Source organism: Staphylococcus sp. GDX8P54P, assembly GCF_017893165.1.
In the GTDB taxonomy this organism is placed as follows: Bacteria; Bacillota; Bacilli; order Staphylococcales; family Staphylococcaceae; genus Staphylococcus; species Staphylococcus borealis.
On sequence record NZ_JAESMM010000006.1, the window covers coordinates 39,451 to 57,907 of the forward strand.

General features: G+C 33.5%; 19 protein-coding genes. 7 read left to right on the forward strand and 12 right to left on the reverse strand.

From position 1 onward, the window contains the following. Positions 1–368: 368 nt before the first annotated feature. Together coaD and rsmD are read right to left on the reverse strand one after the other, a co-directional pair. Complete coding sequence (gene coaD, locus KA909_RS02385; RefSeq protein WP_016930718.1) at positions 369–854, reverse strand: pantetheine-phosphate adenylyltransferase; 486 nt, start codon at positions 852–854, stop codon at positions 369–371. Beyond that, on the reverse strand, positions 847–1,398 hold the full coding sequence (gene rsmD, locus KA909_RS02390; protein WP_193839517.1) for a 16S rRNA (guanine(966)-N(2))-methyltransferase RsmD: 552 nt from the start codon (positions 1,396–1,398) through the stop codon (positions 847–849). The genes coaD and rsmD overlap by 8 nt, the downstream gene beginning before the upstream one ends. Before the next feature lie 70 nt (positions 1,399–1,468). Between rsmD and KA909_RS02395 the strand changes: the two genes are divergently transcribed. After that, entirely contained in the window at positions 1,469–1,858 is a 390-nt protein-coding gene (locus KA909_RS02395; protein WP_193839518.1) for a DUF7147 family protein, read from the forward strand. A 98-nt stretch (positions 1,859–1,956) separates the two neighbouring features. Here the strand turns inward: KA909_RS02395 and KA909_RS02400 are convergent, their stop codons facing one another. After that, entirely contained in the window at positions 1,957–2,208 is a 252-nt protein-coding gene (locus KA909_RS02400; RefSeq protein ID WP_193839519.1) for a DUF2129 domain-containing protein, read from the reverse strand. 166 nt (positions 2,209–2,374) lie between these two features. On the opposite strand from KA909_RS02400, the gene KA909_RS02405 reads away from it, so the two are divergent. Further along, positions 2,375–3,304: a glycerophosphodiester phosphodiesterase family protein gene (locus tag KA909_RS02405; RefSeq protein ID WP_075108498.1), complete on the forward strand. Its 930-nt coding sequence runs from the start codon at positions 2,375–2,377 to the stop codon at positions 3,302–3,304. A 294-nt stretch (positions 3,305–3,598) separates the two neighbouring features. On the opposite strand, the gene KA909_RS02410 is transcribed toward KA909_RS02405, so the two are convergent. From KA909_RS02410 to cyoE, 4 genes are all read right to left on the reverse strand, one after another. Next, positions 3,599–4,033 (reverse strand): YlbF/YmcA family competence regulator, encoded by a 435-nt coding sequence (locus KA909_RS02410; RefSeq protein WP_075108499.1) that lies wholly within the window; start codon positions 4,031–4,033, stop codon positions 3,599–3,601. A gap of 25 nt (positions 4,034–4,058) precedes the next feature. After that, positions 4,059–5,117 (reverse strand): CAP-associated domain-containing protein, encoded by a 1,059-nt coding sequence (locus KA909_RS02415; RefSeq protein WP_193839520.1) that lies wholly within the window; start codon positions 5,115–5,117, stop codon positions 4,059–4,061. 294 nt (positions 5,118–5,411) lie between these two features. After that, positions 5,412–5,873, reverse strand: a complete 462-nt coding sequence (locus tag KA909_RS02420) for a DUF420 domain-containing protein (protein ID WP_075108501.1) — start codon at positions 5,871–5,873, stop codon at positions 5,412–5,414. A gap of 29 nt (positions 5,874–5,902) precedes the next feature. Further along, positions 5,903–6,814 (reverse strand): heme o synthase, encoded by a 912-nt coding sequence (gene cyoE, locus KA909_RS02425; RefSeq protein WP_075108502.1) that lies wholly within the window; start codon positions 6,812–6,814, stop codon positions 5,903–5,905. Positions 6,815–7,049: 235 nt separating this feature from the next. Between cyoE and KA909_RS02430 the strand changes: the two genes are divergently transcribed. Next, positions 7,050–7,964 (forward strand): COX15/CtaA family protein, encoded by a 915-nt coding sequence (locus KA909_RS02430; RefSeq protein WP_053029156.1) that lies wholly within the window; start codon positions 7,050–7,052, stop codon positions 7,962–7,964. 109 nt (positions 7,965–8,073) lie between these two features. On the opposite strand, the gene KA909_RS02435 is transcribed toward KA909_RS02430, so the two are convergent. The 3 genes from KA909_RS02435 to KA909_RS02445 form a co-directional block, all read right to left on the reverse strand. Beyond that, a complete protein-coding gene (locus KA909_RS02435) occupies positions 8,074–11,523 on the reverse strand; it encodes a pyruvate carboxylase (protein WP_210129935.1) in 3,450 nt (1,149 codons plus the stop codon). Between the two features lie 346 nt (positions 11,524–11,869). Further along, a complete protein-coding gene (gene ftsW, locus KA909_RS02440; protein WP_075108504.1) occupies positions 11,870–13,096 on the reverse strand; it encodes a cell division peptidoglycan polymerase FtsW in 1,227 nt (408 codons plus the stop codon). 238 nt (positions 13,097–13,334) lie between these two features. Then, positions 13,335–13,613: an Fpa/YlaN family protein gene (locus tag KA909_RS02445; protein ID WP_016930721.1), complete on the reverse strand. Its 279-nt coding sequence runs from the start codon at positions 13,611–13,613 to the stop codon at positions 13,335–13,337. A 140-nt stretch (positions 13,614–13,753) separates the two neighbouring features. On the opposite strand from KA909_RS02445, the gene KA909_RS02450 reads away from it, so the two are divergent. Then, the gene (locus tag KA909_RS02450) at positions 13,754–14,239 is read left to right on the forward strand and encodes a hypothetical protein (RefSeq protein ID WP_016930722.1); all 486 of its coding nucleotides are present in this window, start codon (positions 13,754–13,756) and stop codon (positions 14,237–14,239) included. A gap of 1 nt (position 14,240) precedes the next feature. Then, positions 14,241–14,432, forward strand: coding sequence for a YlaI family protein (locus KA909_RS02455; RefSeq protein ID WP_016930723.1), 192 nt, complete (start codon positions 14,241–14,243; stop codon positions 14,430–14,432). Positions 14,433–14,643: 211 nt separating this feature from the next. Here the strand turns inward: KA909_RS02455 and typA are convergent, their stop codons facing one another. Then, positions 14,644–16,488 (reverse strand): translational GTPase TypA, encoded by a 1,845-nt coding sequence (gene typA, locus KA909_RS02460; RefSeq protein ID WP_016930724.1) that lies wholly within the window; start codon positions 16,486–16,488, stop codon positions 14,644–14,646. A 97-nt stretch (positions 16,489–16,585) separates the two neighbouring features. Between typA and KA909_RS02465 the strand changes: the two genes are divergently transcribed. Further along, positions 16,586–16,777, forward strand: coding sequence for a DUF5325 family protein (locus KA909_RS02465; protein ID WP_053029152.1), 192 nt, complete (start codon positions 16,586–16,588; stop codon positions 16,775–16,777). 72 nt (positions 16,778–16,849) lie between these two features. On the opposite strand, the gene KA909_RS02470 is transcribed toward KA909_RS02465, so the two are convergent. Continuing rightward, the gene (locus tag KA909_RS02470; RefSeq protein ID WP_193839521.1) at positions 16,850–17,665 is read right to left on the reverse strand and encodes an inositol monophosphatase family protein; all 816 of its coding nucleotides are present in this window, start codon (positions 17,663–17,665) and stop codon (positions 16,850–16,852) included. Positions 17,666–17,842: 177 nt separating this feature from the next. On the opposite strand from KA909_RS02470, the gene KA909_RS02475 reads away from it, so the two are divergent. Beyond that, positions 17,843–18,454 carry a YktB family protein gene (locus KA909_RS02475; RefSeq protein ID WP_210129936.1) on the forward strand — a complete coding sequence of 204 codons (612 nt, stop codon included), beginning with the start codon at positions 17,843–17,845 and terminating at the stop codon, positions 18,452–18,454. Positions 18,455–18,457: the final 3 nt, after the last annotated feature.

Sequence of the window (18,457 nt, forward strand, 5' to 3'; positions counted from 1 at the left end):
AATGTTTTAAGAAGGGATTGGGACAGAATACTTGTAAAATTCGACGTCCCACCCCAACTTTGCTTTGCTTGTAGAATTTCTTCATGAAATTCTCTTTGTTGAGGCTCCGACCCCCAACTTGCTTTGCTTGTAAAATCACTTTCGTGATTTTTTGTGTTGGGGCCCCGACCGCAAGGTTGACTAGAACTAAAAAAGCTTGATTCAAGCGCCTTATCAGTTCAGTCAGCTACTGCAAATTTGCAAAATAGCATCATTATATTATTTATGTCCTAATCTATTCTCAAGGAATTATTTCCTAGACTCTTGCAACTTATCCAAGCACTAAGTTTAAGTTTCTAATGTGATTAAGATTGCTTTAATCTTTAATATTATTTTTTAAACTTTTCTTTCAAAGCTTTCTCTACATTAGGTGGTACAAAATCTGAAATATCAGCTTTATATTGCGCCACTTCTTTTACAACGCTTGAACTTATAAAAGAGTAGTTCGTACTTGTCATCATATACATCGTCTCTACATTACTATTTAATTTCTTATTCATTGATGTTAAACGTAATTCGTACTCAAAATCACTAACTGCTCTTAATCCTCTAATGATTGTTTGAGCACCGATTTTATCACAAAAATCTACTAACAAGCCGTTATAATTATGTACTTGAACATTAGATAAGTGTTTAACAGATTCTTCTATTAATGCCATTCGCTCATCAATATTAAACGTTCCAGTTTTATTACTATTCTTTAGCACACAAATATGCAATTCATCAAAGCGCCCTGCACTACGCTCGATAATATCAATGTGTCCATATGTAATAGGATCAAAACTACCTGGAATGACTGCTTTCGTTTTAGCCATTTTGCTCTCCTTTTTCTAATAACAAAGTATCAGTAAGACCATAGTGATATTGTTTAATCACTTTGAATCCATTTGTGTTGATTTGTTCATGGTTGCTAAACTCACAAATGATGATACCATTTTCTTTTAATAAATTAAACTCTGCAATCTGCTCCAAAGCTTTATCAATTAATCCTTTATTGTATGGTGGGTCAAGGAAGATATAGTCAAATTGAATGTCTCGTTTATTTAAAGCTTTTAATGCTCGATCCGTATTGTTTTTATAAACTTCCGATTGTTCACGTAAATCTAATTGCTTTAAATTTGCTTGGATTACTTTAACAGCTTTAAAATTTTGGTCGACAAAAATGACCTTCTCCATACCACGAGATAATGCTTCGATACCTAATGCGCCACTTCCGGCGAACAGGTCTAATCCCAAACCGTGTACGTCTTGTAAACTATTAAAAATCCCTTCTTTTACTTTATCCATAGTTGGACGTGTATTACGACCTTCTAAACTTTCTAGCGCTTTACTTTTATGTTTACCAGCAATAACTCTCATCTTGACTTACACTTCCATTTCTCAAGGTTATTTATTATAATTTGTTGTAAAAAAGGAGAAAGATTATATTATGAAACAGTCATTTATTGTTTTAGGTGAAGGATTAACAGACCTATTTGAATTTAATACATTAATCGAATACAATCATCTTCGAATCAGTAAAATAGTATATTTTCATACACCACAATCTTCAAAACAACTTTCGTCAGTAGCGTTGATTATGAACCCTACTTCAGGCAATCATTTTCAAGCAATGTACATCATGCTTAATGCACTTAAATATCCATATCCTAACAGTAATAAAAAATTTGAACTCATAAATAATCAAGCAAATCAATATAATATCCCTATATTGGGCGTAGATGTACAACCACCAGAAGCGTTCCACACTTTGGACCAATATTTTAAATATTTAATTAGTGTCTTACGACTACAAAATTGGATTCCACCTATGCAGTAAAGGCGTTAGCTATGTCATTATGTAGTCAGAGAACCACTAAAATGAGACATCCGATGATTGTAATCGTCGCGATTTAGAATAATAATTTAAATAACAATTTATAACATTTCATGCTTTTCTTTCTCGTATGTTTTTTTCAAATATTTATAAGGTGATCCATCTATATTAACAACATACTTAAGTTTCATTAATTTATGAACAATTGCGTCTGCGTCGTTCTCATTAACATACAACACTACATATTTACGTTGTTTATTTGTATAAATGATATGACCATACTTTCTAATTTGACGTTCATGCTTAATATGTTTTAAATAGATAATCAAACTCACTCTAGGAATCAATTCCATACTATACACACTCCATTTATTATGCATAATAACTATACCATGTCTATTTATTTTATAAAATCCTTAAAACGATATCTTGCATACCTGTTGATTAAATATCTATTTACTTTTGCGTTAGTGCAAAGTTTGGTACGCTTAATTCAATAATTACGAGGAGGCGTTATAAATGACGAATAAAAAAAGATGGGCGCTCAATTTAAGTTTAGCGAGTGTTAGTTTTTTAGGTAGCTTATTTTTTATAAATAAAAGCAATAAAACAGAACATACGAAGGAAATACCTAAGTTCTTTAGTGGTCAAGCACCATATATCTTTGCTCATAGAGGTGGCATGGCGGTCAGACCTGAACAAACTCAATTAGCATTTGATAACGCCGTTGCATACAACTTAGATGGTTTTGAAACGGATGTTCGACTGACTAAAGATGAAAAATTAATCGTCTTCCATGATGCAACTGTAGATCGTACTACAAATGGCTCTGGCAAAGTGAGCGACCATAGTGTTGCAGAATTGAAACGCTTAGATGCTGGTTATCATTTTAAAGATATAAATGGTCTATTCCCATATCGTGGTCACAATGAAGCTAAAATTTTAACTTTTGATGAGCTGTTAAAAATGTATCCCAACATGTATATCAATGTTGATTTAAAAGACGCACCTGATAGCTATGAAGGCACCGTTGCACCTACAAAAATGTATGAAGATATCATTAATAACAACGCACAAGATCGCGTACTTGTAACTAGTTTTTATAAAGAACAAAATGATCGTTTTAGAAAGATAAGCAATGGCCAAGTAGCGATTGGTGCGAGTCAAAAAGAAGTAGCAGAAGGCTTTATTAAGTTTAACACTGGATTGGGTAACACATATCAACCTGTTGCTGATACATTTCAAATGCCTATTCAATTTAAAGGCATTCCCTTAACTTCTAAACGTTTCATTCAATGGTTAAACGTTTTAAATATTGTGCCTGGTTTTTACGGCATCAATAGTACTGACTTAATGGTTGATTTATATCGTAAAGGAGTTCACACATTAGTGACTGACCGTCCTGATTTAGGACAACAATTTAAAGCAAGCCTTCAAAGCAATAAATAAAATACTTTAAGATAATGTAAAACTGGGAGTGGGACAGAATTCTTTTTAGATTCGTCGTCCACTCCCAACTTGCTTTGCTTGTAGAATTTCTTAGTGAAATTCTCTTTGTTGGGGCCCCACCCCAACTTGCTTAGCTTGTAAAATCACTTTCGTGATTTTTTGTGTTGGGGCCCCGCCCGCAAGGATGACTAGAACTGAGAAAAGCTTGATTTAAGCGTCTTCTCGGTTCAGTCAGCTACTGCGAAATTGCAAAATAGCATATTTATATTATTTATGTCCCAGCCTCATCTTTTATTACAAACTACAATTGCATGTGCCACCCGTTGCACAACCATCATGACCAGTCTTAAAGAATGGATTTCCCGCTTCTATTTTTACATTTTGCGAAACTGACAGCGCAATCTTGCTTACTACTTCATCTATTAAATTCTGTAGTGATACTTCTTTAGATTTATAATCCATAACCACAGGCAACATTTCATAAGCTCTTTTACGTCGTCTTGTTTCTAACATGACTTTTTGATAATCGGGGTGATATTTTCCAAACCGCATTACCTCATCATAAGCAACCTTAGATTTCAAGAAGGCTTGGTACATAAGATGGGCTTCATCATCTTGATTTAATCTCTCTTGAGCTTCCCGAAAATCATGATACAGTTCTGATTGAACAATCATATCCGAAAGGCCTTCGATGTCATCAAGGATTGACATTGTTTCTTCTGTATACAATGCATAGTCTCCTTTCTAAATTAGATTATTTTTCTAAGAAAATAAGTGAATAGTAATCTTTCATGACTTCTCCACCCATTTCTTCATATTTAGTATTTAGCATTCTAGAACGGTGCATATCAGAATTCATCCAACTATGAATTAATGTTGGTACATCATCAAAATCATACCCAACATTTTGACTTGTCGTAGTAAATGAAATATTCTCATTACTTAGTTGGCTTTTTAACGCATCCTCTGTAAACTCAACATCATTAGAACCCGTTGCTTCGTATAAATTTACTGATGCAATATGAGCAATATCTGAGTTAACTTTTAACGGTTTAATGTTTTTTAACTCTCTCATCTCATTAGTAATTTCGTATAACGTCATTAATTGGTTCGGGTTTTGTTCATAAGGCAGTTTATCTTTCTGAGCATTATTAAAATTATCTCCTTTATCATCTTCTTCAGTCTCATTAGCTAAAGGATATGGTTTAAGAAATGCTAGTGTCTCTTTATCTAGAAAGCGAATGCCCATAATTTGATTAGATTGTTGATCGACATACACTTGTGCATACACATTCCCATATTTTATTAATGTTTGTGTCTTGATATCTTCATCAGACAGTTCAAAATTATAACGTTGGCCATCCACTTTAATGGAAGGGTCGGGATTAATACTTGTATTTTCAAAGATACGTGACGCACTCTCGTTAATCTTTAAAGGTGCAACATTTGCTTTATTACCTGTAGCATAAACTGACTTTATTTTATGTTCTTTAGTTGAAACGATATAATATTGCTTATCTTTTTTAAAGACATAATTCATATAATGGCCTCTAAACGGATATGTACGACTTGCTTGGCCAAATTTATCAGTTAGCGTATCTATATCTTTACCAATCCATGTACCTACCCCTTCCTTAGGTGCAGGATTTTCAGTGGTATTATGCGTCTTAGGTGTTTGATCTGAATGATTGGTTGACACGGTTTTATTTGGGTTCTCTAATACATCAAATTTAAGTCTTGGTGAGTAAAATAAATAAATAAGAAATAAAACTAAAAATATTACACCTAAAACTTTAATAACTAATTTTGCCATCTTTCACCCACCTATTTTGAATTATATCTATTGTACAAAATAACTAATTTACTAATCAAGATATCCTACTTAAGATGACTTGTGGCATACCCCGTTTTCTTTTTGTTATTAACATTCTCATATTAAAAAAAGGGAGTAGGGTAGAATTCTTTTTGAATTCATTGCCCCACTCCCGCAAGTATGTCCAGTATAAAGAAGCGCTACTTTATAGTGCTTTCTCTTACAGTATACTGCTACGATATTGCTAGGTAGTTACCATAAATTATGTTGTCTGCTTATAATGATATAAATTGATTATAGGCCTAATGTAGCTTTAATCAATGACGTTGTTTCTCCACCTGGGTAAAATACATACAGTAGTAAGTAAACCGCTACACCAGTAATCGCTGTAAAGAACCAAATAATTGATGCAATTGGTCCTGCTTTTCTATGCCAATTAAACTTATCTTTGAATGCTGTAATGATTTGAACTAACCCAAGAACGCCACCAATTGTAGCTAAATTAATGTGGAATATTAAAAATATTTTATAATACGTTCTAACTGAATCTGGTCCCCCAAAATCTGTATTACCTATAAATACCGTTCTTGATGCATAGATAATAAAGAAAGTTAATGCAAAAATTGCTGCCCATAACATTGTTTTCTTGTGCTTATCTATATCTCTATGCCAAATTTGCCACCAACCAATGGCAACAAAAATAGCACTTATCACAATACAACTTGTACTAATCGTTGGTAGAATTGGTAAATTCATATGTTTCATCCTTATTTAATTTGTATATTTTAAATCATTTTTATAAGTGAGATAACAACAACTAAAACGAAAAATACTACTAAATAATTTAGAGAGTATATAAACATTTTTGTTGCCCATTTAGTTTGATCTGTATTTCTCTTAAATGACGTTAAACCTATATAAAGCCAACCTAAATTGAGCAATGTTCCTAATACTACAAATGTTGTTCCAAGACTTGATAATAGGAATGGTAATGGAAGTAAAAATATTAACCATATAAACATACTTATTCTAGTACGTTTGAATCCTTTAACAGATGGTAACATAGGAATATTAGCTAATGCATATTCATCACTTCGTTTAATTGCTAAAGCATAAAAGTGAATTGGTTGCCAACAAAAAACAACTAAAAATAATGCAATTGCAACGAGACTTATATTTCCATCAATTGCAACCCATCCAATTAATGGTGGTACTGCACCTGGAAAACTTCCTACTACTGTATTCCAAGTTGTATGTCTTTTAGACCAAATTGAATAATAAGACACATAACCTACGATGCCGATAAGTCCTAGTACGCCTGATGGTACATTTAATAAGAATAAACAAGCTTCTCCTACTAACATCATACCAAAACTTAAAAATAATAAATTTTTATCTGAAATTCTATCATTAACTGTTGGTCTATTTTGTTTACTTGGCATTATACGATCAATGTCCTGATCATAATAATTGTTTAATGCACAAGCACCACCCATAATTAATGTTGAACCAATCAACATTAATAGAATTTGAGGTATTGACGATAGGAAGGAATGATTGGTCATCACAACTGCTAACCAAGCGCCTGCAAATGCAGGAATTAAGTTACCTTGGACCAATCCCATCTTAATAATCTGTTGTAACTCTTTAAACGATACACGGCTCGATGGTTGTGACAAAGTTTGCTCTTTGCTCATGATCCCCCTCCTTAAATTTTCCATATAATACTATGATATAGTAATTACTAAAAATTGACTAGTTTATATCAAATTTAATTGTGACACTTTAGCGACATTCTACTACACTAATTTTTTGTTAGTTCTTATTGTTGTATAATTATTTTAATAATATAATTTCAATAAAATAGACATTAATTAAGCGTAATCAATTGTATTTAGAAGATGCACTTAATTAATGATGGGGTGTATAACATTGTTTAATAAACGAAACCTTAAATGGTTATCTGTATTAGCAACTATCATAATGGCATTTGTACAACTTGGTGGTGCATTAGTTACTAAGACTGGCTCAGAAGATGGATGTGGATCATCTTGGCCTTTATGTCACGGTGCATTACTCCCTGACAATTTACCAATAGACACTATTATTGAATTAAGTCATCGCGCTGTCTCAGGTATCTCATTAATTGTTGTACTGTGGTTAGCTATTACTGCATGGAAACATATCGGCTATATTAAAGAAGTAAAACCATTAGCTATTATTAGTATCGCATTTTTACTTGTTCAAGCATTAATTGGTGCAGCAGCTGTTATTTGGCAACAAAATTCATATGTATTAGCGCTGCATTTCGGCATATCTTTGATTAGTTTCTCTTCAGTATTCGTTCTAATGCTGATCATATTTGAAGTTGATAAGAAATATGAAGCCGATGAATTATATATCAGAAAGCCTTTAAGAAGATTAACATGGATCATGACAGGCATTGTGTATGTAACCATTTATACTGGTGCGTTAGTTAGACATGCAAAGGCAAGTTTAGCTTATGGTGGTTGGCCGTTACCTTTCCATGATATTATTCCACATACTGAACAAGATTGGGTTCAATTTGCGCATCGTGGTATGGCATTTATTACATTTATATGGATTATGATTACATTTATTCACGCAGTTAAGAATTATTCTGAGAATAGAACGATACGATATGGATATACGACTGCGTTTATTCTCATCATATTGCAAGTCATTACTGGTGCATTATCTGTAATGACGAACGTAAATTTATTCATTGCCCTTTTACATGCATTATTTATCACACTATTGTTTGGTATGATTGCCTACTTCATTATGTTAATGCTACGTACCATTAGAAGTGAAAATAACAAATAACCTATCATATTAAAAAAGGAGATGTGAACCGTGTTATCACATCTCCTTTTTTTATTTATTGAATTGTTCTCTAACGTCAAAATGTCTTATTTTCAAGCAACTATTTAATTTAATCTGCTTTTTCAATCTCGATCAGTAGATCCCCTGTGGCAATTGCATCACCACTAACAACGGTTACTTGTTTGATTGTACCATTGAACGGTGCTTGAATTGTCGTTTCCATCTTCATCGCTTCTGTAATTAGTAGTGGTTGATTAACTTTTACTTCATCGCCAACCGCAACTTTTACCTCAGTAACCGAACCTGGCATTTGAGCACCGATATGACTTGGGTTTGATTTATCTGCTTTAGGTTTTAAGTTCGTATTTGTTTTAATATTTTCATCTTTAATCGAAATACGTCGCGCTTGTCCATTCATCACATAATAAATCGTTCTATAACCATTTTCATCTGGCTCACTAATCGTTTCAAGTTTAATGATCAATCGTTTACCCGTATCTATTTCGATTTCAACTGTTTCACCATTACGCATACCGAAGAAGAACGTTGGTGTATCTAATAACGATAAGTCACCATATTGTTGTTTCGTTTGAATATATTGATCAAATACTTTTGGATACAATACATAACTGATAACATCTTGTTCAGTCACTTCACCATAAGCTTTTGCTTCAAGTTCTTGTCTTATATCATCAAAATTTACAGGGGCTAAATATTCACCTGGACGTTCTGTTAATGGTTGTTGGCCCTTAAGGATGACCGCTTGGAGGTCTTTATTAAAACCATTGACCGGTTGACCGATGTCACCTTTGAAATAAGATACAACAGATTCAGGGAAATCTAACTTATGTCCTTCATTGATTACTGTTTCTTCATCCAAATCATTTTGAACCATATAAAGTGCCATATCACCTACAACTTTAGATGATGGTGTTACTTTCACAATATCTCCAAATAAGAAATTCACACGACGATACATATCTTTGACCTCGTGGAAACGTTCACCTAAGCCTAAACTTTTAGCTTGTTGACTTAAATTTGAATATTGTCCCCCAGGCATTTCATGTTGATAAATTTCAGTATTAGGAGATTTAATGTCACTTTCAAAGTCACTATAGTAAGGGCGCACAGTACTCCAATAATGACTGAGTTCTTCTAAGCCTTCAATATCTGCGCTTAAATGACGATTAAAGCCATTCAGTCCATAATAAAGTGAATTCGCACTAGGTTGACTTGTCAAACCACTCATAGATGCAACAGCTGTATCTATGATATCAACACCTGCATCTATCGCTTCTTTATAGATAAGCAGGCCATTTCCACTCGTATCATGAGTGTGTAAATGTATTGGTAAGTTTATCGCTGATTTTAATTCGCCGATAAGTTCATATGCTGCTTTAGGTTTTAATAATCCAGCCATATCTTTAATTGCTAAGATATGGAAGCCTTCACGTTCTAATTCTTTAGCTAAATTAACATAATATTCAAGTGTGAATACATTTGAACGTTCAGGATTTAAGATATCTCCTGTATAGCAAATTGCGCCTTCAGAAATTTTACCTGCCTTTTGAACCGCTTCATTTGCTACTTTCATTTGGTCGACCCAGTTTAATGAATCGAAAATTCGAAAGACATCTACGCCTGCATTTGCACTTTCTTTTACAAACTTTTCAATTACATTATCGGCATAGTTTTTATAACCGACTGCATTTGAAGCGCGTAATAACATTTGGAACAAAATATTTGGAATGGCTTTACGTAATCTTTCAAGTCGTTCCCATGGATTTTCCTTTAAAAAGTTATATGCGACATCAAATGTTGCGCCTCCCCACATTTCTAAAGAGAAACTATCTTTAAATACTTCAGCTGTTTTAGAGGCAATATTCATCATATCTTTAGTACGTACTCTTGTTGCTAAAAGCGATTGATGTGCATCACGAAATGTAGTATCAGTTACCAATACATCTTTTTGTTCACGAACCCAATTCGCAACTGCTCTCGGTCCTTCGTTATCAAGTAACTGCTTTGTACCATTCAATGAATTAATTTTTCTGTGAGACACTTGAGGTATCGTTGTTGATTCATAATCAGGTTTAGGTCTCTTTTCAACATTTGGGAAACCATTAATTGTGACATTACCGATATATTCAAGCGTTTTAGTACCACGGTCAAGTGTAGGTGCAATATTAAATAATTCAGGCGTTTGTTCGATAAATTTAGTTGTATAATCTCCACTTCGGAATTGATCATTTCGCATCACATTAATTAGAAACGGAATATTCGTTTTCACACCACGGATACGCATCTCGCGAAGAGAACGTTCCATCTTTTCTTCAGCTTGTTTAAACGTAACCGCGTGTGTCGATAATTTAACTAGCAATGAGTCGTAATACGGAGATATCTCTGCACCTTGGAAGCCATCTCCAGCATCTAATCGTACACCAAAGCCGCCACTTGAACGGTACGCGATAATTGTACCTGAATCTGGCATAAAATCATTGGTTGGATCCTCAGTCGTAATACGACATTGAATGGCATAACCTAATGATTGAATGTCTTCTTGTTGAGGCATAGAAATACGTTCATCAAACAAATTAGCACCATCAGCAACTAGAATTTGAGTTTTAACAATATCTATACCTGTAATCATCTCAGTTATTGTATGCTCTACTTGTACACGAGGATTAACTTCGATAAAGAAGAACTCGTCCCCTGATACTAAGAATTCTACAGTACCCGCATTCACATATTTGATATTATTCATCAATTGTAGTGCCGCATCACAAATTCGTTCTTTTAAATCATGAGATAATCCTACTGAAGGAGCTACTTCTACAACTTTCTGATGACGACGTTGTACCGAACAATCACGTTCATACAAATGCACAATATTACCATATTCATCACCAATAATTTGTACTTCTATATGTTTCGGATTGTCTATGTATCTTTCAATATAAACGTCACTGTTCCCAAAAGATTTTTCCGCTTCAGATTTGGCACGGTGAAACGCATCTTCCAATTCTCTTTCTTCACGAACAATACGCATCCCTTTACCACCGCCACCACTAGTGGCTTTAATCATTAAAGGAAAACCAGCATCTTTAGCAAATGCTTTGGCCGCTTCGAAACTTTCAATTGGTCCATCAGTACCAGGAATGACTGGTAAGTTAGCTTTAATCGCAGTCGTTCTCGCTTTAACTTTATCCCCAAACATATCCAAATGTTCTAAGTGCGGACCAATAAATTTAATACCTTCTTCTTCACAACGATGTGCAAATTGTTCATTCTCACTTAAGAAGCCATAACCAGGATGAATTGCATCCACACCAGCTCGTTTCGCCACATCGATGATACGTTCAATGTTCAAATAACTCTCAGCTGGACCCAAATCTTTGCCCACTAAATAAGATTCGTCAGCTTTATATCTATGTAAAGCATTTTTATCTTCGTTCGAATAAATTGCCACGGTTTTAATATTTAATTCTGTTGCTGCCCTAAATATTCTGATTGCAATTTCGCCACGGTTTGCTACTAATAATTTTTTTATATGTTTCAAAAAAGGCACTCCCCTTTTAAAGTTTGAATATTCTAACTAATTAGATAATAAAATTTTATACTAACTCAAATAATAAAGCTATCTTTATTTATGAAATGTGAGTTATAAAAATAGTAAAGTACTTATAACGCTTGAAAATAGGTATTGCATATATACCCTTTTCTAAAACGTATGTTCAGAGTATCATCAGGAAAAATTATCATTAGTCATAACTTTATATTATCACTTTAATAGATAATACTCCACCGACATCGACGTTTTATAATATTTTTCATAAAAATGTAAAAAACCTTTACATGAACTCTAATTCTATGTTCATGTAAAGGTAACGTTTATATTATTCACTTTATCTAGTTAAACCAATTTTTTGTTTTTTAGCTTTTTGTGATCGTTTTTCGTCCATTTTGATTTGTTTGGCAACTAGCAATAATAGACCCATTGCAATACTTAAACTTAACATTGATGAACCCCCAAAACTTATGAATGGTAATGGAACACCCGTTAATGGGATAGTTGCTGAAATACCACCTAAATTGACAAACGTCTGACTTCCGATATAACTTGCAACACCTACACAAATTAATTTATAAAAATAAGATGGCGTTTTAGTAGCTAATACGAAAGCGCGATAAACGATAAAGAATAATAAGCAAATTACAAATAATCCACCTACTAAACCAAGTTCTTCACAAATGACTGCGAAAATAAAGTCAGTATGTGCCTCTGGCAAATAGCCAAGTTTCATAATGCCATTACCTAATCCGCGTCCAAATAAACCACCATTACCTATTGCCATTAATGAATTGGTCAAATGGTAACCTGTACCAGCTTCAGAACTGAATGGGTTCATTAGTGTACTAAAACGGGCTTTCAAATAGTGTGGCATCATACCACTTGCTACAAAGAGTATAGCAATACCAACGAAACTACCAGCGATAAGTAAGACGGGTCCTTTGACTATTTTCTGAACACCAATGCCAGCAAAAATAAACATAGATACAATGATTATCATGATGAGCAATGTCTGTCCAATATCACCCTGTAATAATACTAAAAATAGACATACAACTATCAACACAAGTGGCGCAGTTATAACTTTAATTTTCTCTCTTACTTGTGGTAATTTTCGACTGATCACATATGAAATATATAATATGAATGCAATTTTCAACAATTCTGATGCTTGTAAGTTCATAAATCCAAGATTTATCCAACTCTTAGAACCGTTAATATTTTTACCTACAATAAGTGTTAAAAATAGTAACACGAAGATGATTATCATGATCCACTTCTGTGTTTTCGCTTGTTGTAATATTTTAATATTCAACATAAAAGCGATAAAGAATACGACAATAAAACTCATAATAACGTATATAAGCTGTCTATTGTAGAAATACGTACCAGATACTTCAAGTCCACCTGTTAACGTCCCTTTAGTTGCCGCAACCATACTTGCACTATATACCATAATCAAACCAAAGAGACACAAAATAACGTATGTAATTAATAATGGATAATCGATGAACTTAGCAGTTCTACCTATGTACCGAAATATATTTTTTAAATTACTCATAAAAATGATCATCCAATTCTAGATTTTTAAAACTATGGTCAATACTATTACATTTAAACATAATTTCTGTCTAAACTATTATATACTTTGTGCACATTATTTAACAAATATAAACTGATTAGAGATGCATCTAATTAACCTACTATTTCAACCTTCAATTTGATAAAGCGCTTAAAACATAAAATGGGAGTGGGACCGAATTCTTTTTAAATTCGTCGTCCCACCCCCGCATCGATAGTTATTTTACATTAGTAAATGCTTCATGAAGTTTAGATAATTCTTTTTCTAAACGTAGCATTAAATTTTTGCCGTCTTCTTTATTGACTAAACCAAGTTTAACCGCAAAGTCAACTTCTTTTTGTAAACCAAACATTTGTGTGTCGAGAACTTCTTCATATAACGGGCACGAAGGTAAAGTTAAATTATCCATTTGAACTTTAATTAAATGTAAGATTCTATCAGCATCTTGATTTAATTGCTCATAAGCCACGTTACTCATTTTCGTTTGCTTCGGCATCACATACTCCCCCTATCATTAAATATCTTCATATCAAAAGTTTATCTTACTACTTTTTAAAAAGCAAGTTTATTCAGTGAATACATGAATTTAATTGTGATAAAATAATGACTAGAACGAAATTAGGGAGTGGGCAAAAAATGATTCAAATCAAAGGCTTAGTCAAGTTCCCTATCACTTTAGATAGTACAACTTGGATATTCGATGATAGAAAAGTAAAGATCGAAGATATTGAAAGCGGTGTGTTTGAAGGAACAAAACCTATTAAATTTGAAGATAATCGTGAATGGAACAGAGCCATTCTTGAAGGACAAACGAATCCTCCAACTTTAAATTCAGAAATAAAATATCGTAAACGTTCTGTATTAGAAGATTCTTTCGCTATCAATATGACACCTTTCTTCAAGAATGCAGAACCGCAAGATAATGCGACTGCAATTAAATTATTTAATGAAAATGATGCTATTGAAGTTCCAATTGACTTGTTACCTTATCTGTTCTTCCAATTTGCGAAAGACGGTAAACGAATGTATGATGATAACGCTGTAGATAGCTTTGTTTATAACCCAGATGAAAAAGATTACACGTATGAATTTAAATATGTTACGCATATAGAGGTGATCTAATTTGCGTGAAGTACAATGTATAATTTGTGATACGAAGGTTTTAATTGATGAACATACGGTTGAAGCCAAACGACTTCGCAATAACCCAATCAGAACATTTATGTGTGATGATTGTAAAAGTCGCCTAGATAGACCAAAGCAACGTCTGAATACACACCACACAGTAAATTTTAATCCAAATGATGGATTGTAATTATTTATAATTGATTAAAACTTTTATATTTCACATAATTAGCCAGCAAACGGTAGTGTTTACCTTCGTTTACTGGCTTATTTCATATCACATTATTCCACTTAATTACATTTAAAATACACAAACTAAAAAACCAGTAAATGATGCTTAGCACACATTTACTGGTTTTTGCATAAAATATTCTAAATTACAATTTAGATTTCAACGATGCTTATTCTTCTTGCATCATTTGTTTCACACGTTTAGCTTCTTTTTCACGTAATGATTTATTTAAAATTTTCTTTCTTAGACGAATACTTTGAGGCGTTACTTCAACTAATTCATCATCATTAATATATTCTAACGCTTCTTCAAGTGTAAGTATTCTTGGACGATTCATTGTTTGTGTTTGGTCTTTAGTAGCTGAACGTACGTTTGTTTGATGTTTTGCTTTAGTAATGTTTACTGTTAAATCATTTTCACGGTTATGTTCACCAACAATCATACCTTCATACACTTCCGTACCTGGTTCCATGAAGTTTACACCACGATCTTCTAAGTTGATGATCGCATATGCTGTTGCTTGACCTTGGTCCATAGAAATTAATGCACCATTACGACGACCACCAATTTGTGCTTTAACACGAGGTCTAAATTCTTCGAAAGTATGGTTAATAATACCATATCCACGTGTCATAGACATAAATTCAGTTGTATAACCAATCATACCACGTGCTGGTACCATAAAGATAAGTCGTGTTAACCCATTATCAGTTGTTGACATATCTAACATTTCACCTTTACGTGCACCTAGAGATTCAATGACTGATCCCGCATTTTCAGAAGGTACTTCACATTGAACGCGTTCAAATGGTTCACTTAGAACACCATCAATTTCACGTAAAATAACTTGAGGTTTAGATACTTGAAGTTCAAATCCTTCACGTCTCATATTCTCAATCAAGATAGATAAATGTAATTCACCACGTCCTGCAACGACCCATGTGTCTGGAGAGTCAGTTGGTGTTACTTTTAATGAAACGTCTGTTTCAAGTTGTTGATCTAAACGTTCTTGGATTTGACGTGCAGTAACATAGTCACCTTCGCGTCCAGCAAATGGTGAATTATTTACTTTGAATGTCATTTCAAGTGTTGGTTCATCAATACGTAACACAGGTAATGCTTCTTGATGATCAGTTGGTGTCACTGTTTCTCCGACGTTAATATCTTCCATTCCTGAAACCGCAATTAAATCACCCGCTTGTGCTTCTTCGATTTCTTCACGTTTCAAGCCAAAGTAACCAAAGATTTTAGTGACACGGAAATTCTTAACAGTACCATCTAATTTAATAAGCGATACGTTGTCACCTACGCGCATTTTACCTCTGAATACACGTCCGATACCAATACGTCCTACGTAGTCATTATAATCCAATAATGCGACTTGGAATTGTAACGGTTCATCATGATTGTCGATTGGTGCAGGTACATAATCAATAATTGTTTCATATAAAGACTGCATGTTTTCATCTTGTTTTTCTGAATCAAGACTAGCAGTACCATTTACAGCAGATGCATATACTACTGGGAAATCTAATTGTTCATCATTTGCTTCTAACTCGATGAATAAATCTAATACTTCATCCACTACGCCTTCAGGTCTTGCTGATGGTTTATCAATTTTATTTACAACCACAACAGGTTTTAAGTCTTGTTCTAGTGCTTTTTTAAGCACAAAACGTGTTTGAGGCATTGTACCTTCATAAGCATCGACAACAAGTACAACACCGTCTACCATTTTCATAATACGTTCTACTTCGCCACCAAAGTCAGCATGTCCAGGTGTATCTAAGATGTTTATTCTTGTACCTTTATAGTCAATCGCAGTATTTTTAGCAAGAATTGTAATACCACGTTCTCTTTCTAAATCATTAGAGTCCATTGCTCTTTCGTCAACATGTTCGTTCTCTCTGAAAATACCAGATTGTTTAAGTAATTCATCTACTAATGTAGTTTTACCATGGTCAACGTGCGCAATGATTGCAATATTACGTACATCTTCTCTTCTATTAGTCATTTTATTATTCCTTTCTCGAGTAAACTCCCACTTTTAATTACAACTTTTTTATTATATCATATTATTAGTAAAAGATAACAAAAAGGTGGGGTATGGGATGGAAAAACCTAAGTCTAAAGGTATATTTTGGTTGCTATCCATTATAGCAGTAATATTTTTAGTGCTTTTTAGTTTCAGCGTTGGTGCTGGTAGTATTCCAATGATGATTTTAACATTTATACTTTTCATTGCAACTTTTGGCGCTGGTTTCACGCTTAAAAAGAAGTACCGTGAAAATGACTGGCTTTAATATAATAAAAATGTCTCGGTAATACTATTTGGAAGATGCACATCTTTCAAAGTTGACTGACCGAGACATTTTTTATTTTTTGAAACGTTGATGCAATTCTGTTAAAACGGCGTTATTCGGATTTAAATAATCAACCAAAATTTCATTATGCGTCGTCTTATTTCCAACTAGAACAGAATTAGCACTTTCTATTGTCAGTGGTTCACCTAATAAATTACTTCCAACGCCACCAACTTCATTTAAAACAATTAAGCCACCTGCAAAATCCCAAGGTTGCAACCTTGGCGTAATATATGCAGCCAATTGTCCCTTAGCAACACTTATAATTTCTAAAGCTGCACTTCCAAATGCTCTACAACTTCTTGCTTGATTTACAATTTCTGAAAAAATTGGTCCCATTTTAGGTTTGGTAATCCAATTGGGATTAATACCTATTAAGCTTTGCTTTAAATGCGTATCATTTAATGGTTTTAATTCATGCTTATTCTCAAATGCACCCTCGCCCACTTTCGCATGATAGAGGACATCTTTCATCACGTCATAGACTAATCCAGCATATGGCTTACCATCACGATAAATACCTATTGATATCGCAAAGCCTTCTTGCTGGTGAACAAAATTGAGCGTTCCGTCAATTGGATCGACAACCCATACTACACCTTTGACGTCTTCCATATTATGACCATGTCCTTCTTCACCAATTACACGATGATCAGGATAATTTCTTAGTATGGCATCATAAATATAATTCTCAGTTGCTTTATCCACATTCGTAACTAGATCATTCGGGTTTGACTTCGTTTCAATACTCAGTTCTTCTTTCATCATAAATCTTACTTTATTACCCGCTTCTAATATCAAACCTTGAGCAAATTCGTATAGTGACATATCATCATCTCCTGTTGTTTCCTATTATACAGAATTTTAGTCAATATAATCTACACATCTTTGTATACCTTATTATAATGAGTTTAAACGCAAATAATCTCAATTCAGCATTTGGATAGATTCAGTCAATCTGTGCTACAATAACGGTAAATTATTTTCTGAAAAGGAGCAACGCTAATGACACAATATACATTTAAACCTAAAGATTTCAAAGCGTTTGAAGTTGAAGGCTTAGATGCTCGAATGGAAGCATTAAATGAGTACGTACGTCCACAACTTCATCAATTAGGGGATTATTTTAGTGAATATTTCACCTCTCAAACTGGAGAAACCTTTTATGCTCATGTTGCAAAACATGCACGTAGAATTGTAAACCCACCTGTAGATACGTGGGTTGCTTTTGCTCCTAATAAACGTGGATATAAGATGCTACCTCATTTCCAAATTGGTTTATTTAAAGACCATTTATTTTTAATGTTTGGCGTTATGCATGAAGGTAAAGATAAAGCTGAACGTGTGAAAGTATTTGATAAACACTTTGATACGCTTAAACATTTACCTGAAGATTATCAAGTAAGTTTAGATCATATGAAACCTGAAAAATCTTACATTAAAGATTTAAGTGATGATGAATTACACCAAGCGATTGATCGTGTGAAACATGTTAAAAAGGGAGAATTTTTTGTTGCACGTACACTCTCCCCTAATGATGCTGAATTAAAATCGGATAAGGCATTTTTAGCTTTCGTTAAAGAAACATTTGATGAATTTTTAAAATTCTACGAATAACCT

Excerpts from the sequence above, each read along its gene's own strand:
- KA909_RS02470 (WP_193839521.1), bottom strand. The coding sequence starts at position 17,665 with ATGTCACTATACGAATTTGCTCAAGGTTTGATATTAGAAGCGGGTAAT.
- KA909_RS02420 (WP_075108501.1), bottom strand. The coding sequence starts at position 5,873 with ATGAATTTACCAATTCTACCAACGATTAGTACAAGTTGTATTGTGATA.
- typA (WP_016930724.1), bottom strand. The coding sequence starts at position 16,488 with ATGACTAATAGAAGAGAAGATGTACGTAATATTGCAATCATTGCGCAC.
- KA909_RS02405 (WP_075108498.1), top strand. The coding sequence starts at position 2,375 with ATGACGAATAAAAAAAGATGGGCGCTCAATTTAAGTTTAGCGAGTGTT.
- KA909_RS02415 (WP_193839520.1), bottom strand. The coding sequence starts at position 5,117 with ATGGCAAAATTAGTTATTAAAGTTTTAGGTGTAATATTTTTAGTTTTA.
- KA909_RS02475 (WP_210129936.1), top strand. The coding sequence starts at position 17,843 with ATGACACAATATACATTTAAACCTAAAGATTTCAAAGCGTTTGAAGTT.
- cyoE (WP_075108502.1), bottom strand. The coding sequence starts at position 6,814 with ATGAGCAAAGAGCAAACTTTGTCACAACCATCGAGCCGTGTATCGTTT.
- KA909_RS02465 (WP_053029152.1), top strand. The coding sequence starts at position 16,586 with ATGGAAAAACCTAAGTCTAAAGGTATATTTTGGTTGCTATCCATTATA.
- rsmD (WP_193839517.1), bottom strand. The coding sequence starts at position 1,398 with ATGAGAGTTATTGCTGGTAAACATAAAAGTAAAGCGCTAGAAAGTTTA.
- ftsW (WP_075108504.1), bottom strand. The coding sequence starts at position 13,096 with ATGAGTAATTTAAAAAATATATTTCGGTACATAGGTAGAACTGCTAAG.
- KA909_RS02400 (WP_193839519.1), bottom strand. The coding sequence starts at position 2,208 with ATGGAATTGATTCCTAGAGTGAGTTTGATTATCTATTTAAAACATATT.
- KA909_RS02450 (WP_016930722.1), top strand. The coding sequence starts at position 13,754 with ATGATTCAAATCAAAGGCTTAGTCAAGTTCCCTATCACTTTAGATAGT.
- coaD (WP_016930718.1), bottom strand. The coding sequence starts at position 854 with ATGGCTAAAACGAAAGCAGTCATTCCAGGTAGTTTTGATCCTATTACA.
- KA909_RS02445 (WP_016930721.1), bottom strand. The coding sequence starts at position 13,613 with ATGCCGAAGCAAACGAAAATGAGTAACGTGGCTTATGAGCAATTAAAT.
- KA909_RS02395 (WP_193839518.1), top strand. The coding sequence starts at position 1,469 with ATGAAACAGTCATTTATTGTTTTAGGTGAAGGATTAACAGACCTATTT.